Genomic DNA, 14,192 nt, shown 5'->3' on the forward strand with positions numbered 1-14,192 from the left:
TCAATTTGCTTCCTTGTCAATAAAAATTGCTCTACAAGCAATTTTTATTGCGCCCGATGTTGAGACTGTCGCAAATCCCGGTGGTTCTCCGCATCGATACACAAGCGAATTGCGTATCACGCAACAAAAGCAAACCGCAAACAACACGACCACCGGAGGAGCACCCGACCATGACAAGCACTCTCAGGATCCTATGCGCGGCAATGAGCGCGACGTTGCTACACATTCACATCGCGCACGCCGCGATGTCCGACAATGTGATCCGCATCGGCGTTCTCAACGACCGCTCTGGCGCCTATGCCGACCTCGGCGGCGAAGGCTCGGTCATCGCGGCGAAGATGGCGGCCGAGGAATTCGGCAACAGCATCGGCGGTGTGCCGGTCGAGATCGTCTCGGCCGATCACCAGAACAAGCCGGACATCGGGCTCGGCATCGTGCGGCGCTGGTTCGACACCGAGAAAGTCGATGCCGTTGCCGACATTTCCAATTCCGGCGTCGGTTTCGCGGTGACCGCGCTCGCCAAGGAACGCAACAAGATCGTGCTGAACGCGTCGGCCTCCTCGGACTTCACCGGCAAGGCTTGCACCCGCACCTCGTTCCAGTGGGTCTACACGAGCTATACCAATGGCTACGGCCTCGCACGGGCGCTCACCGCGCAGAAGCTCGACAGTTGGTTCCTGATCACGGTGGACTATTCGTTCGGCCACGCCTTCGCCGCCGACATGCGCCGCGCGGTCGAGAGCGGCGGCGGCAAAGTGATCGGCGAGGTGCGCCACCCGCTCAACACCGCCGACTTCAGTTCGGTGCTGCTGCAGGCGCAGGCGTCCGGCGCCAAGGTGATCGCGTTGGCCAACGCCGGCGCCGACATGACCAACTCGGTGAAGCAGGCCGCCGAGTTCGGCATCACCCGCGGACAGGCATTGGTGGCACCGACCGTGTTCCTCACCGACGTCGACGCGATGGGCCTCGCGGCCGCGCAGAACCTGCAATTCGTCACCGCGTATTACTGGGACCGCGATGCAGAGTCGCGGGCGTGGGCCAACAGGTTCTTTGAGAAGGTTGGGCGGATGCCGACCATGACCCAGGCCGGCGTCTATTCAGCCGTGCGTCACTACTTGCGCGCGGTGCAGGCCGCAAATTCCGACGATGGCCTCGCTGTCGCGGCCAAGATACGCGAATTGCCGGTAGCCGACGCGTTCGCGCGCGGCATGGTCCGTACCGACGGCCAGTTCGTGCACGACATGTACCTGGCGCGCGTCAAGACACCGGCGGCCTCGAGCCGACGATGGGACTACTACGACATCGTCGCGACGATTCCCGCCGAGCAGGCCTTCCGCCCGCTCGGCGAGGGTGGCTGCGAGCTGGTCTCGCAGTAACGACGCAGGCGGACGGTGACAAACGCCATCGTCCGCCATCATGGACTCAATCCAACGGACGACCACGCGTCTCCGGCACGAAGCAGATCGCGACAACAAATGCGAAGCCGGACACGATCACGGGGTACCACAATCCGAAGTACGGATTGCCGGAGTACACATTCATTGCCGTGACGACGAAGGACAGCATGCCTCCGACCCAGCCGGCGCCCACATGGAACGGAAACGAGAGGGACGTATATCGAATGCGCGCCGGAAACAGTTCGACCATGAAGGCCGCCATCGGGCCGTATACCATCGCCAGATAGAGCACGAGCACGAACAAAAGCCCGAATACCGCGGGGCGGTTGATCTTCGAAAGATCGGCGGACGACGGCCATCCCGCCGAGACCAACGCCTGCCTGAGGCTGTCAGGGTTGAAGCCTTCGACCACCTGTCCCGCGATCTTGACCGTGGTCGGTGTGCCGGGGGCTGCTGGCTCCGATCGATATTGGACACCAAGATCGGTCAGAAAGCCGGTGACCTTGTCGCATTCCGTGGTCGCCTCGGCAAACAGACGGAAATTGCAGTCGCGCGCCGTGACGACGATATCGGTGCTCTCGAGGAAGCGCTCCAGGGCCGGGTTTGCATAGTGGGTCAGACCTTTGAAAATCGGCTGGATGGTGACAGCCGCGAGCAGGCAAGCCATCGCCATGATGGGCTTGCGGCCGACGCGATCGGACAACCAGCCGAAGAAGACATACAGCGGCGTGACCACCACGAGGGCCGGCCCAATCAGCAATTGCACGTCATCCATCGGCACTTTCAGGGTCTTGTTGAGAAAGAACATCGAATAGAAGTGTCCGGTACCGAAGATAGCGCCAAGACCTGCAGCAACGACGAACAACAGAACGACGTATTTGAGGTTCGCGGCGCGCGTAAAGCTCTCCGTGACCGGCGCCTTGGACGTTGCGCCGGCAGCCTTCATGCGCTGGAACGTGGGCGATTCATTCAATTTCGCCCGGAAATAGACCGACACGACCAGCAACAGCAGCGACAGCACGAATGGCAGTCGCCAGCCCCAACCGTGGAACTGCGCATCGGAAAGAATGAGCTTCAACCCGAAGACGACGATAATGGAGCTCAGAAGCCCAAGCGTCGCTGTGGTCTGAAGTGAGCTGGTGTACGCGCCACGCCGGTTCACCGGCGAGTGCTCCGCGACATAGGTCACGGCTCCGCCAACTTCGCCGCCAAGCGCGAGACCCTGCAGCAAGCGGCAAAGCACGAGCCCGTACGTCGCGGCTATTCCGATTTGATCATAGGTCGGGAGCAATCCCACGCCGACCGTGGCGACGCCCATGAGGATGATGGTCACCAGAAACGTCTTCTTGCGTCCGACCATGTCCCCCAGGCGGCCGAAGAACAGCGCCCCGATCGGGCGAATGAGGAAGCCGGCGCCAAACGTTACGAGGCTTGCGAGGAATGCCGCCGTCTCATTGCCCTTCGGAAAGAAGAGGTGCCCGAGCTGAACGGCAAGGGCCGCGTAGATGTAGAAGTCGTACCATTCGAGCAGCGCGCCAAAGGACGATGCCAGTACGACCTTCTTCTCCTCGGCGGTCATTGCGGAAGTCGCGCGAATAGTGCTCGCAGAATGCAGCGTGTCCGTCATCGTCCCCTCACCTCTCATCTTATGTTGTGTAATTGAGATGTATACTGAGCATATCACTTTTGCGAAAGCAGACAATACGGAATCAACGCAGGTTTTATTCAGCTGAAATAAGCATATATTCCGCGACATAACCCGATCAGAACAAGTTGGATGCACCAATATTTCATCAGTATACAAACGAATTACAGACCCTGATCGACGCCTGACGACTGACCTCTGCGTCAAACCTCGACAGCGCGGGCAAAAAAAATCCGCGGAGACGCGGGATAGGCAGGGAGTTTGTCGTCGAAACGTGCGGGCACGATCGGCGGCTATTGCGCAGTCGATTCTGCCGCCGAGCGGGCGTCGATATCGCTAGCTGATGCCTGCGCTGCCACTCACAACGGCAGAACCAGCAGTCCTGGCTTCCACGAGCTTCAAGGTATCGGCCAGGTCCATGACGACCGCGTACTTCTCCGACATGTCGAACAGGTTCGCCTCGTGCGGACCGATCGCGCGGTCCCCGACGCAATCCCTGACCACGAGCGGAAGGAAGCCCAGCGACATCGCGTCAACGACGCTTGAGCGGACGCAACCGCTGGTCACGCAACCGGCGATCACAAGCGTGCGGACGCCACGCTGCGTCAGCCATGGTCCCAGTCCTGTCGCAAAGAATGCCGACGGCACGGTCTTTCGGACGACCAGCTCACCCGACTTCGGCGCAAGCTGCGGAACGATCGCACTGTTGGAGGACGACTCCTTCAGCGTGAGCAGCCCCGGCACCTTCATCGCGAACACGTTGCGGTCGGCATCGTCGTCGACGAATACGATCCTCGAATGCGCAACCGGCCACCTTCGCCGACGCGCTTCGCCCAGCAATCCGACCGTCCTCTCCATCGCGGCAGCGATGTTGCCGCCGCCGAAAACGGCGGGATCGAGGAATCCGTTGACGAAATCGACGATCAGCAACCCGAACGGTGCCTCGAGGTCCAGATCCTGACCGAAGCCCTGCCGGCGATATGTCGACGTGTCGTCGGTCATTCGGCGGCCTCACGAACCGGTCCGCCATCGAGCACCTTTCCGTTTCGGACGACCTCCTCCCCGTCGAGCGCAATCGTGCAATTCCGCATCGGAATATCGATGTGGCAGGCCGTCGTCCGGCTCCCGCCGGCCTCGTTGTTCGGCCCGAACGAGAACAGGAAATTGCCCTCGAACGCCCGCGCGTCCATGCCGATCGTGGCCTCCCGGTCATAGAGACCGAGCGTCGACCACTTGGCTCTCGGCTGCAGTCCCCAGCCGATATGCGACATCGCATATGCGTCTCGATCGTTGTACGAGGCCATGTACTCGCTCAGAATCTCGGCATCGACGCCGCCCTCGATCGAGGTCACAAAGCCCTTCTCGATCCCAAAGTGGATACGATCCTGGATGTAGGACTTCATCGGGAGCAGGATATCGCCCCGCTCCATCACGATCGTTCCATCGGCCTCGCCCTCATTGGCCCAGGTCAAGGCGAAACCGCTCGGCCAATGATCCCACCGCCCGGGCTCGTCGACGAAGCCATATTCGCTGATGGCCGGGAACTGACCGAGCTTGAAGCGGACGTCCGTGCCGGCCGGCGACGTCACATGCATCTCCTTCGCTTTGCCGAGCTTGGCACTCGCGGTGGTGACGCGCGCACGGTCGGCCATTGTCGGCACCATCCGAACCAGGACTTCCGGTGGTTCGACAGCCAGCAGGATTTTCGTGCCCGCCTTCAGGATGTCGTGCTGCTCGGGCGAGAACAGCAGGGTCATGAGGTCCAGGACGAGGTCGCTCTCCTTCAGTGCAGCGATCGCCGCGCGATTCCCGGTCAGGGGTGTCGTCCCGAGATAGGCCAGCGAGTCGCGGCTCAGAGCCTTCTCGCCGTTGACCGGAAGCAGATCGAGCCGGTTGACGATTGCACCCATCGATGCAGCCGCGAGAATCGCGGTCGACAGGGTCTGCGGATGCGTCGACGAACTGGTGAGCACAGTGACGAGTTGGCCTCGCTCCAGCTTGGACAACGAGAGAACCTGCTTCCAGGCCTGTATCAGATCGTGATCACTGACCGACATGTTGCTTCTCCTTGCTGATTGCGGCGTCCAGGCGGGCGCCAAGAAACTCCTCGAAGGCAGCATAGAATCCCGCCTCGTCATCCCATGGAATCATATGTCCTGCGTCGACGACGCGCGTGGCCGAAGCGCTCGGCAACAGCCGCTGGATTTCGGCGATGTCCTCATCGCGAATGACGTCACCACGTCCTGCAGCGATCAGTCGGACGGGAACGTTGATCCTCCCGAGATCGCTGTGAATGTCGTCATTGTGGAATCCGTCAAAGCTCTCGCGCACCGCGCGCTCGTCGCAGGTGTGCAGCCACTCCGCACGCAGCCTCAATTGATCCTCGGTCCAGGTCGGGCAGAACGCCCGCATCTTTTCAGCGTTGCAACCGGCGACCGCGAGCCGGATGGAATCGATGTACCAATCGAGCTTCGCCGGATAGGCGCGCCGGCCCGGTCCCGAGACCGGCGGATCCACCAGGACGAGTCCGGCCAGTCCGGGCAATCCGCTGCGTGCCGCACGTACGGCAATGCGGGCCCCCATCGAGTGGCCGACCACGGTATATCGCCGCAGTTTCAACGCCGCAGCCAGCGCGGCCAGATCGGCGGCCTGCGCGTCCAGGCTGTAGTCGAGCATGGGGCCAGATTGCGACAGCCCCCGGCCCTTGATATCGAGAACATAGGTCTCGAACTCGCGTCCAAACCGCTCGCCGACGAACCCCCAGGTGATGGCTGGACTGGTGATGCCCGGCAGGATGATGACCGGATTACGTCCCGCTCGCGCCTGCCCGTAGAGCAGATAGTGCAGCCGCACGCCGTTGGCCTCGACGTTTGCGCCGTATCGGAATGTACTCATCCGGCGACCTGCAACTTTGCGTTGGGAGTGGCCGCTGCATTGTTGCCAAAGGCGCCCGAGAGCAATGCGCCGGCACCCGGCACTCGCGTGTTGAGGTCGAGCGCCGTCAGCATGGCGTAAGTGGTCGCCACCGCTGCGGTGATCACGGGTCTGCCGGTTCTTGCCTCGACCTCGGCGATCGAAGGCAACGACGGCATCTGCACGCACGCCGACAAGACGACCGCGTCGGCATCCTTGAGGTCCATCCCCGCCACGATCTTCGGCAGGTTCGCCGGGTCGTGCCGACCGACCATGATGTTGTCCGGAATCTCGAGCGCGCGGGAATCGCAGACCTTGACCCCCTCATGCTCGATGTAGTCGATGACGAGTTGCGTCAGCGGCTTCATATACGGCGCGACGACGGCAATACGTTTGGCGCCGATGACATGCAGCGCATCAACCAGGGCGCCGGCGCTGGTCACAACGGGAGCCGGCGCGCCGTTCTCGACCGTGCGACCATGGAGCCGCTGCTGCGAGACGCGGTGATACGACTTCCCCATGCTCATGATCGCGACCAGACAGGCGTAGCCGAGGACGTCGACACGCGCATCCGAGAGCTCGAGCGCGCAGCGATCGGACTCGCTGTCCATCGCCGCGAGCTCTTCCTTCTTGACCGTCTTCATCCGCATCCGGCTCGAATGGAAGGTGAAGCGCGTGCCATGCGCGAGCGAATGCGCATTGAGCATCGTGGGAATTTCAGTCTCCATGGTCGTGTTCGAGCTCGGAACGATCTGACCGATGCGATAGACCTTGTGCATGTGGTGTCTCCTCGGCCGATCAGGCCAGCTTCAGAATGCGTTCGGCGTTGCGCGAGCAGACCTGCACGCGGACGTCCTCGGATATCGGTGCCCGTTCGATGAAATCCGCGGCAATTGCCGTCGACTCGTAGGGGTAGTCGACCGAAAACATGACGGCGTCGTTGCCCATCTCGGCAAGCGCGCAGGCAAGCGCCGCAGACGAGCAGACGCCTGACGTCGTGATGAAGATATTGCGTCCGAAGTATTCGGACGGCTTGTGCGCAAGCCGAACGCCATGCGGGTAAACGGCGAACCGGCTGTCGAACCGCCAGAGCAGCATCGGCAGCCCCTCACCCATATGGCCGAGGATGATCTTCAACCGCGGAAAGCGATCGAAGATTCCCCCGAACAGCAATCTGAGCGCATGGGTCGCGGTTTCGACGCCCCACCCCCACACTGCGCCGGTGAGTTCAGGATGGCCGTCATAGGCTTTCGGAACCGGGCTTGGGTCCGTCGGATGCAGGTAGAGCGGCACGTCCAAATGTTGCATCCGCTCCCAGAACGCATCGTAGGCCGGATCATCATAGTAGATCCCGCCGGTATGGCCGTTGACCAGAGCTCCCTTGAAGCCGAGAACTTCGACGGCACGGGTCAGTTCGCTCGCAGCCGCCTTCGGGGAATGCATCGGCAGCGATGCGAAGCCGGCATAACGAGCCGGATGCCGCTGAATCTGCTGCGCCAAATAGTCATTGCCTTCGGCAGCGCGCCGGATGGCAACGTCTATGTTGGTTTCGCCCTGAACGCCTGGTCCGGTCTGCGACAAAACGACCTTGTCGATTCCGGCCCGGTCCATCTCGCCCAGCCGCAAATCTTCGAAGTCCCTGAGTTGGGACGACAGCTTTGATTGCGCCGCGGAGTCCATGTGCTTGGTGAAGACCTTCGAGTATTCCTCGAAGCCCGGCGCCGTGAAGTGCTCCTCAAGCGCGATCTTGCGGATTCTGGACGACATGAATTGCTCCTTGCGGATCTCGACATACGCGGATCCCGGTCACGGTTGGGACGGACGCGACCGGGACGGCCCTGACTGTTACTTCACCAGCGGGCATTCGCTTTCAGCCAGAGGCTTGAACGCCTCGGCCGCGGGAATGGTCGCCAGAACCTTGTAGTAGTCCCACGGCGCCTTCGACTCCGACGGCTTCTTCACCTCGACGAGGTACATGTCGTGGATCATCCGTCCGTCGGCTCGCACCGAACCGGTCTGCGTAAAGGCATCGCGCACAGGCAGCTCGCGCATCTTTTCGGCGACCGCCATTCCGTCGTCGGTGCCGGCCTCCTTCACCGCCTTCAGGTAGTGGAGCACGCCGGAATAGACGCCAGCCTGCGCCATCGTCGGCATCGCTTTACGCTTCTTGTAGAATTTCTCCGCGAACGCGCGGGTCTGGTCGTTCAGATCCCAGTAGTAGCCGGTCACGAAGGTAAGCCCCTGAGCGACCTGAAGACCGAGACTGTGCACGTCGGTGATGAACGTGACCGGCGTGACGATCGTCTGCCCGCCTTGCACGATCTGGAATTCATTGGCTTGCTTCACGGCATTGACCGTGTCGCCTCCGGCGTTGGCGAACGCGATGACTTTTGCCTTGGAGGATTGAGCCTGGAGCAGGAAGGAGGAGAAATCCGGTGTGTTCAGCGGATGGCGCGCGGCGCCGACCACCTTGCCGCCGGCGGCCTTGACGGCTTTCGAGGCTTCCGCCTCGAGCGAAAGACCGAACGCATAGTCGACCGTCAGGAAATACCAGGTGTCGAACCCCTTCTTCACGAGCGCAGAGGCGACGCCCGCAGCATTCGAATAATTGTCGTAGGTCCATTGAAACCCGGTCGGCGAACAGGCCTTGCCGGTGAGGTCCATGGTTGCAGCCGTGGAGTAGATCGCGATCTTCTTCTTTGCTCTTGCGACCTCCTGCACGGCCAGCGCCACGCCCGAGTTGGGGAAGTCGATCACCATGTCGACGTGGTCAACGTCGAACCATCGACGCGCCAACTGCGAACCGACGTCGGCCTTGTTCTGGTGATCTCCCGACATCAGCTTGATCGGCTTGCCGATCACGGTTGGCCCGAACTCCTCCACCGCGATTTCCGCGGCCGCAACGGAGCCGGGCCCACCGAGATCCGAGTACACGCCACTGAGGTCGTTGAGGACACCGATCGTCACGGCGTCCGGGCCAGCCTTGGCCGGCCCCAGACTAGATATGAGTGTCAGCGCGAGAATTGATGATGCGAGCCTGTTCATGAGCCATCCTCCGTTTGCCTCGCGCGCCGCCATCTTATTGTTGTTATTCTCAGGTCAATCCTGGAATCGGCAGTACCGTTCGCGATAAAGAGATGTATACTGAGTAATTAAGCCGCCCGTCAAGGGGCCTTCGGCTCATTTGCTGACCGCGGACGGCTTAAAGAATGGAAGGAATGCACGTTGAAGAAGCAATCATCCACCAATTCCACGAGGTCCGAGGTCAAGGTGGAGATGGCGCGGATGCCACTGGCATCGCGCCCAGGCTACCTGGTCCGCCGCCTGCATCAGATCCACTCAGCAATCTTTCTTGAGGAGTGCCAGGAATTCGGCATCACGCCGGTGCAGTACGGCCTGATCACGACCCTGCTCAACAACCCCGGGATCGATCAGGTCACGCTGGGTGGTGAAGTGGGCATCGATCGCACGAATGTAGCAGATGTTCTGAACCGCCTGTCGGAACGCGGCTTGGTGAGGCGCGAACGCAGCCAAACCGACCGGCGTTCGATGGTGGCCTTCCTGACCAAGGAGGGCGAGGCGGTCGCCGACAAGATGTACGACAGCATGCGCCGTGCGCAGGATCGCTTCCTCGCGCCCCTGCGGCCCGAGTTCAGGGCCGCGTTTCTGGCGATGGTGACCGAATTGATCGAGGGCAACAGCAAATACAGCCTGCCCGAGAGCAACTCAGCATCCGGACGGCGGAAGTCGACGGCCGACCGGGATGAATAGCCGGAAGCGACTCAATTTTAATCAGTATACATCGTTATTACAGGAGTAAGCCTGGCAGTTGTACGGTCGCTAGGGCCGCCTCGGCGGTCCTAGCTCCCTGAGAACAGGCGCGCCTTGATGACGGACCAGATCAATCCGAGGCCACCGAGCGCCTTTCGGCGAGGCGGAGCCGCCCCGGTAATGGCGGCTTCGAGATTCTCGGCGAATGTCGCCGCCAACCGACGCACAACGTCATGCACCAGTCCGGCTCGGTTGAATTGCGCGAGCGGCCCGCTCAGCTTCCAGGTCAGGACGACCGCAATCACAGACGCGCTTGCCCCGTCAGCGACGACGGTCCAGCGCGCGCTGCCCTCCGCGGACGAGCCCTGCCCGGCATCACGCCCGCGGCCGGTCAGCCATCCCTCCCGCTTGGAGGGATCCATCCCGACCTTTGCCTGGCCGTTGAAAGTGACCTTGATCGGGCCCAGTGCGATCCTGACCTTGCCGACAAGATCTTCTCCGTCGAGCGACGTGATCTCGGCTCCGGGCACACACGGGGCCACCCGTTGGAGGTCCGAAAGCAGGCTCCAAACCTTTTCGGCCGGCGCAGCAACCCGCACCCGTTCCTCAATTGAGGTGCCGCCTGCGGATTCACCAACCGATGCCGCCATGGCTGGAACAGGCGTCCGCGTCACCGGGCCATTTGTCTGTGGAGACGACGGCGCCGGCGGCGACCTTGGGCCGTCGAGCCTGCTGATTACCGGAGCCGCAGCCGCCGCGACGTCGGGCTTCTTCCCAGCGGCGACTTTCTTGACCGCGGCGACGATCCCGACATAACCGGTGCATCGGCAGAGATTGCCGGAGAGTTCCTCACGCAGGGCGCGCTCATCGATATCGCCGAGCCGAAGCACGATATCTCGTGCCGTCGTCAACATTCCCGGCGTGCAAAAGCCGCATTGCAGGGCGTGGTGCTCGGAAAACGCCTCCCGCAGTTCCTGCATGGTTGGATCATCGTCGAAGCCTTCGATCGTGGTGACGTCGGCGCCATCGCAATCGGCGGCAAATGTGATGCACGACCGCTGGACCCTGCCGTCGAGCACAACGGTGCAGGCGCCGCAGACACCCTGCTCGCATCCGAGATGCGTTCCGGTGAGTTGCATCTCGCCGCGCAAGAAGTCCGCCAATAGCGTGCGCGGTTCAACGTCCGCCACGACGGCGCCTCCGTTGACCGTCATCGACACCTGCGTCATCGGCGCTGTCCTTCACCCAAAGTCGCCAGAGCCCGGCGAACCGCGACCGCATGCAATTCCTGCGTGTCGAGATCAAGATTCGGCAGAACGGCGCGGATTTCCTCTGCGACGATCTCGCATGCCGCACGCGGCCCCGCCTCGGCGAGACGTGCGGCGGTATTAGGCAGCAGCACCGGTGAACCGCTGGTCGCTCCGGCAAGCACCCGCTGCAGGCCTGCCTTCAGATCGAGAACGACAACGCCGATCGCATTGGCGAATTCACCGGTTTTGCGGCAGATCTTGTGATAGGCCCAGGATGCATCCGCCGACAGCCGCGGGACCTCGATTGCGGAAATGATTTCGCTCTCGCCGAGCTTGGTCGCAAACGCTCCGTCGACGAAGCTCTCGGCGGCATGGCGCTTCGGCCGTTCGCCGCCGCCGTGAACGACGATCGTTGCCCCCAGCGCCGCCAGCGTCGAGACCCAGTCGGCGGCCGGATCGGCATGCGCCAGGCTTCCGCCCATGGTGCCGCGATTGCGCACGGCTCTGTAGGCAATTCCGTGTGCGACCGATCGCAGCATCCCGCGCGTCGGATCCTCCAGGACACCATCCTCGATTTCGGCATGAGTCCATCCGGCGCCGATCGAGAACACCCTGTCGTCGGCCGCAAGCTCGCGAAAGCCGGATGCGCGCTTGATGTCGACCAATAGTTTGGGCCGGGCCAGCCTCAGGTTCAGCATCGGCACCAGCGACTGGCCGCCAGCCAGCACCTTGGCGTCGCCATCGGCCGCGGCGAGGAGTTCGGTTGCCTCACCGAGGGTCCGTGCATGCTTGAGCTCGAACGCCGACGACTTCATCGCGCGACGCCCGCCTCAGGAGCTGTCGCACGCGACGGACGCGCGCGCCGAATTGCCTCGCGAATCCGCCGTGGGCTTGCAGGCACCTGCCGTATCGCAGCGTTGAGCGGCGACAAGGCATCGTTGATCGCATTGACGATCGCAGCAGGCGGCGCGATCGCGCCGCCCTCGCCGACGCCCTTGATCCCGTGAGCCGAGTAAGGCGATAGCGTCTCGCGATGGTCGATGCGGAAGCTCGGCAGCTCGGTCGGACCAGGCAGAATATAATCGAGCAGCGTCGAGGCGAGCGGTTGAGCGTTGTCGTCGTACGGGCTCTCTTCGAACAGCGCGGTGCCGATACCTTGCGCCGCCCCTCCATAGGTCTGCCCCTCGACAATCATCGGATTGACCATGCGTCCGCAATCCTCGACGATCGCATAGTCGAGGATCTCGACGAGACCGGTCTCGGCGTCGACCGCGAGCCGCACGGCGTGCGTGGCGTAAGAAAACACGCCCGTATCGACGTCCGGCTTGTATCCTTCGGTCGCCTCGAGGCCTGCCGTGTTCACGGTCTCGGGAAGCTGATCCGGCCGAAGATACCAGGCGCGTCCGACATCCTCGTAGGAGACACTGGCGTTCGCCGCAAAGATCCGCCCCTCGGCAAATCCGACGGCGGCCGGCTCGACTTGCAGCAAATGCGCGGCAATCGACTTGATCCGGCCCGCAACGACCTCGGCCGCCCGCGAGACCGCACCGCCCGACATGACGATCCCGCGCGATGCGTAGGCACCGGTCGAGAACGGCGTCATCGCCGTATCGCCGAGCGTGACCCTGATGTGCTTGAGCGGAACACGCGTCTGTTCGTGAGCAATCTGTGCCAGCGTGGTTTCCAGGCCCTGCCCGATGGTATGGATGCCCGCCGCGACTTCCAGCGCACCGTCCGGCGTCAGCTTCACATGCGCCTGATCGAACCCCGGCACCAGCGGCAATCCCCAGGATGCAAACACCTTGGTACCGTGCGCTGACTGCTCCGTGAAACTGGCGAACCCGATGCCAAGGTAACGTCCCTTGTCGTCGCGCTTCGGTCCTGCGCGGAATGCCTCGAGACCGATCATGTTCTTGGCGGCAACGAGCGCCTCCGGGTAGTCACCGGAGTCGTAATGCTTGTTCGTGATGTTGGTGTAGGGCATCGCCGAAGCCGGGACCAGATTATCCCGGCGGACCTCCCATGCTTCGCGACCGACCTTCTGCGCGATCGCGTCAATGACCTGCTCCATCGCAAAGCAGACGCCCGGCCGCGCGACACCGCGATACGGCGCGAAAGGCGGCTTGTTGGTCGCAACCGAATAGGTACGGCACCGGTACGCAGCCAGATGATACGGTCCGGGCAGGTTTCCTCCAGCCTGCGCAGCTTCCAGGCAGGCGGTGAATGGCCACACCGAGTAAGCGCCGGTGTCGACGGACACTTCCGCGTCCAGCGCGAGAAGTCGCCCCTGCGTGTCAGCATAGGCCTTGATATGGTATTCGTGCTGCCGTGCGTTGGCGCCGGCGACGAGATGCTCCCTGCGATCCTCGGTCCAACGGAATGGCTTCTTGAAGGTCGCAGCCAGCCAGGCGACCGCAACCTCCTCGGGCTGCAACAGGCACTTGTAGCCGAAGCCGCCTCCGACGTCCGGCGGGGCGACCCTGATTTGCGCCTGCGCAATCCCGAGACACTCGGCGAGCCCGGCTCGTATCAAGTGCGGCACCTGGGTGGAGGTGTGCACCACGAGCTGATCGGCGCGATCATCCCACCAGGCCAGCACGCCCTTGCCCTCCATGGGATGCATCGCCTGCCGGGCGCACGACATCTCGAGCTCGACCGAGACCGGCGCGGTGGCGATGACCTGGTCGACGCCGCTGTCGAAGAAAGTCTCCAGGAACAGGTTGTCGCCCCACTCCGGATGCAGAAGTTCCGCGTTCTCGCGACGACCGCCCGCGCAAGAAGCGATCGCCGGCAGTTCGTCGTAGCCGATCTCGACTTTCTCGATCAGGTCTTCCGCGATCGCGCGATTTTTTGCCACGCACATGGCAACGGGCTCGCCGACGAAGCGCACCTTGTCGGTGGCCAGGATCGGATATTGCGAGACCTTGTAGCCGGGAATGGACGATCGCGTAACGATCGGCGCGACCCCGACGAGATCGTCGGAGAAGAAGGTATCGACGGCGTGATCCGGCGATTTTGTCTTCGACAGTATCCTCGCATGCGCGACTGGACTGCGCAGGAATGCCACTTCCCGCAGCCCCGGCATGTGGATGTCACCGACGAACCGGCCCCGGCCGCGCAAGTGCCGGGCATCCTCCTTGCGCCGCGCTCGCGCCCCGATACCTTCACCGACCGCCCCGTCCCCGCTCATGATGATCCTCTCATGCGCTCTGCCAA

The 14,192-nt window shown here is 62.6% G+C and carries 12 protein-coding genes; 2 read left to right on the forward strand and 10 right to left on the reverse strand.

Annotation, left to right across the window (positions count from 1 at the left end; all coding sequences use genetic code 11):
* Positions 1-170: 170 nt before the first annotated feature.
* Positions 171-1,376, forward strand: coding sequence for an ABC transporter substrate-binding protein (locus ACVIGA_RS11340; RefSeq protein WP_456666442.1), 1,206 nt, complete (start codon positions 171-173; stop codon positions 1,374-1,376).
* A 46-nt stretch (positions 1,377-1,422) separates the two neighbouring features.
* On the opposite strand, the gene ACVIGA_RS11345 is transcribed toward ACVIGA_RS11340, so the two are convergent.
* The 7 genes from ACVIGA_RS11345 to ACVIGA_RS11375 form a co-directional block, all read right to left on the reverse strand.
* Positions 1,423-3,024: an MFS transporter gene (locus ACVIGA_RS11345; protein WP_456666443.1), complete on the reverse strand. Its 1,602-nt coding sequence runs from the start codon at positions 3,022-3,024 to the stop codon at positions 1,423-1,425.
* Between the two features lie 354 nt (positions 3,025-3,378).
* Positions 3,379-4,044, reverse strand: a complete 666-nt coding sequence (locus ACVIGA_RS11350; RefSeq protein ID WP_456666444.1) for an isochorismatase family protein — start codon at positions 4,042-4,044, stop codon at positions 3,379-3,381.
* Positions 4,041-5,099 (reverse strand): 2,5-dihydroxypyridine 5,6-dioxygenase, encoded by a 1,059-nt coding sequence (locus tag ACVIGA_RS11355; RefSeq protein WP_456666445.1) that lies wholly within the window; start codon positions 5,097-5,099, stop codon positions 4,041-4,043. Before ACVIGA_RS11355 ends, ACVIGA_RS11350 begins: the two co-directional genes overlap by 4 nt.
* Positions 5,086-5,937 carry an alpha/beta fold hydrolase gene (locus ACVIGA_RS11360; protein WP_456666446.1) on the reverse strand — a complete coding sequence of 284 codons (852 nt, stop codon included), beginning with the start codon at positions 5,935-5,937 and terminating at the stop codon, positions 5,086-5,088. Before ACVIGA_RS11360 ends, ACVIGA_RS11355 begins: the two co-directional genes overlap by 14 nt.
* Positions 5,934-6,734 carry a maleate cis-trans isomerase family protein gene (locus ACVIGA_RS11365; RefSeq protein WP_456666447.1) on the reverse strand — a complete coding sequence of 267 codons (801 nt, stop codon included), beginning with the start codon at positions 6,732-6,734 and terminating at the stop codon, positions 5,934-5,936. Before ACVIGA_RS11365 ends, ACVIGA_RS11360 begins: the two co-directional genes overlap by 4 nt.
* A 19-nt stretch (positions 6,735-6,753) precedes the next feature.
* Positions 6,754-7,722, reverse strand: a complete 969-nt coding sequence (locus tag ACVIGA_RS11370) for an amidohydrolase family protein (protein WP_375776342.1) — start codon at positions 7,720-7,722, stop codon at positions 6,754-6,756.
* A 78-nt stretch (positions 7,723-7,800) separates the two neighbouring features.
* The gene (locus ACVIGA_RS11375) at positions 7,801-9,000 is read right to left on the reverse strand and encodes an ABC transporter substrate-binding protein (RefSeq protein WP_456666448.1); all 1,200 of its coding nucleotides are present in this window, start codon (positions 8,998-9,000) and stop codon (positions 7,801-7,803) included.
* Between the two features lie 180 nt (positions 9,001-9,180).
* Here ACVIGA_RS11375 and ACVIGA_RS11380 point away from each other — a divergent pair, with 180 nt between their 5' ends.
* Complete coding sequence (locus ACVIGA_RS11380; RefSeq protein WP_223976900.1) at positions 9,181-9,726, forward strand: MarR family winged helix-turn-helix transcriptional regulator; 546 nt, start codon at positions 9,181-9,183, stop codon at positions 9,724-9,726.
* An 89-nt stretch (positions 9,727-9,815) separates the two neighbouring features.
* Here ACVIGA_RS11380 and ACVIGA_RS11385 read toward each other — a convergent pair whose 3' ends face one another.
* Genes ACVIGA_RS11385 through ACVIGA_RS11395 form a run of 3 tightly spaced genes read right to left on the reverse strand, consistent with a single transcriptional unit; the run spans position 9,816 to position 14,166 of the window.
* Positions 9,816-10,955: a xanthine dehydrogenase family Fe-S subunit gene (locus tag ACVIGA_RS11385; RefSeq protein WP_456666449.1), complete on the reverse strand. Its 1,140-nt coding sequence runs from the start codon at positions 10,953-10,955 to the stop codon at positions 9,816-9,818.
* Positions 10,952-11,791, reverse strand: a complete 840-nt coding sequence (locus ACVIGA_RS11390) for an FAD binding domain-containing protein (protein WP_456666450.1) — start codon at positions 11,789-11,791, stop codon at positions 10,952-10,954. The genes ACVIGA_RS11385 and ACVIGA_RS11390 overlap by 4 nt, the downstream gene beginning before the upstream one ends.
* Positions 11,788-14,166 (reverse strand): xanthine dehydrogenase family protein molybdopterin-binding subunit, encoded by a 2,379-nt coding sequence (locus tag ACVIGA_RS11395; protein ID WP_456666451.1) that lies wholly within the window; start codon positions 14,164-14,166, stop codon positions 11,788-11,790. Before ACVIGA_RS11395 ends, ACVIGA_RS11390 begins: the two co-directional genes overlap by 4 nt.
* Between the last annotated feature and the right edge of the window lie 26 nt (positions 14,167-14,192).

This window comes from Bradyrhizobium sp. USDA 3240 (assembly GCF_054063295.1).

Excerpts from the sequence above, each read along its gene's own strand:
- ACVIGA_RS11385 (WP_456666449.1), bottom strand. The coding sequence starts at position 10,955 with ATGACGCAGGTGTCGATGACGGTCAACGGAGGCGCCGTCGTGGCGGAC.
- ACVIGA_RS11340 (WP_456666442.1), top strand. The coding sequence starts at position 171 with ATGACAAGCACTCTCAGGATCCTATGCGCGGCAATGAGCGCGACGTTG.
- ACVIGA_RS11350 (WP_456666444.1), bottom strand. The coding sequence starts at position 4,044 with ATGACCGACGACACGTCGACATATCGCCGGCAGGGCTTCGGTCAGGAT.
- ACVIGA_RS11390 (WP_456666450.1), bottom strand. The coding sequence starts at position 11,791 with ATGAAGTCGTCGGCGTTCGAGCTCAAGCATGCACGGACCCTCGGTGAG.
- ACVIGA_RS11345 (WP_456666443.1), bottom strand. The coding sequence starts at position 3,024 with ATGACGGACACGCTGCATTCTGCGAGCACTATTCGCGCGACTTCCGCA.
- ACVIGA_RS11360 (WP_456666446.1), bottom strand. The coding sequence starts at position 5,937 with ATGAGTACATTCCGATACGGCGCAAACGTCGAGGCCAACGGCGTGCGG.
- ACVIGA_RS11370 (WP_375776342.1), bottom strand. The coding sequence starts at position 7,722 with ATGTCGTCCAGAATCCGCAAGATCGCGCTTGAGGAGCACTTCACGGCG.
- ACVIGA_RS11375 (WP_456666448.1), bottom strand. The coding sequence starts at position 9,000 with ATGAACAGGCTCGCATCATCAATTCTCGCGCTGACACTCATATCTAGT.
- ACVIGA_RS11355 (WP_456666445.1), bottom strand. The coding sequence starts at position 5,099 with ATGTCGGTCAGTGATCACGATCTGATACAGGCCTGGAAGCAGGTTCTC.
- ACVIGA_RS11365 (WP_456666447.1), bottom strand. The coding sequence starts at position 6,734 with ATGCACAAGGTCTATCGCATCGGTCAGATCGTTCCGAGCTCGAACACG.
- ACVIGA_RS11395 (WP_456666451.1), bottom strand. The coding sequence starts at position 14,166 with ATGAGCGGGGACGGGGCGGTCGGTGAAGGTATCGGGGCGCGAGCGCGG.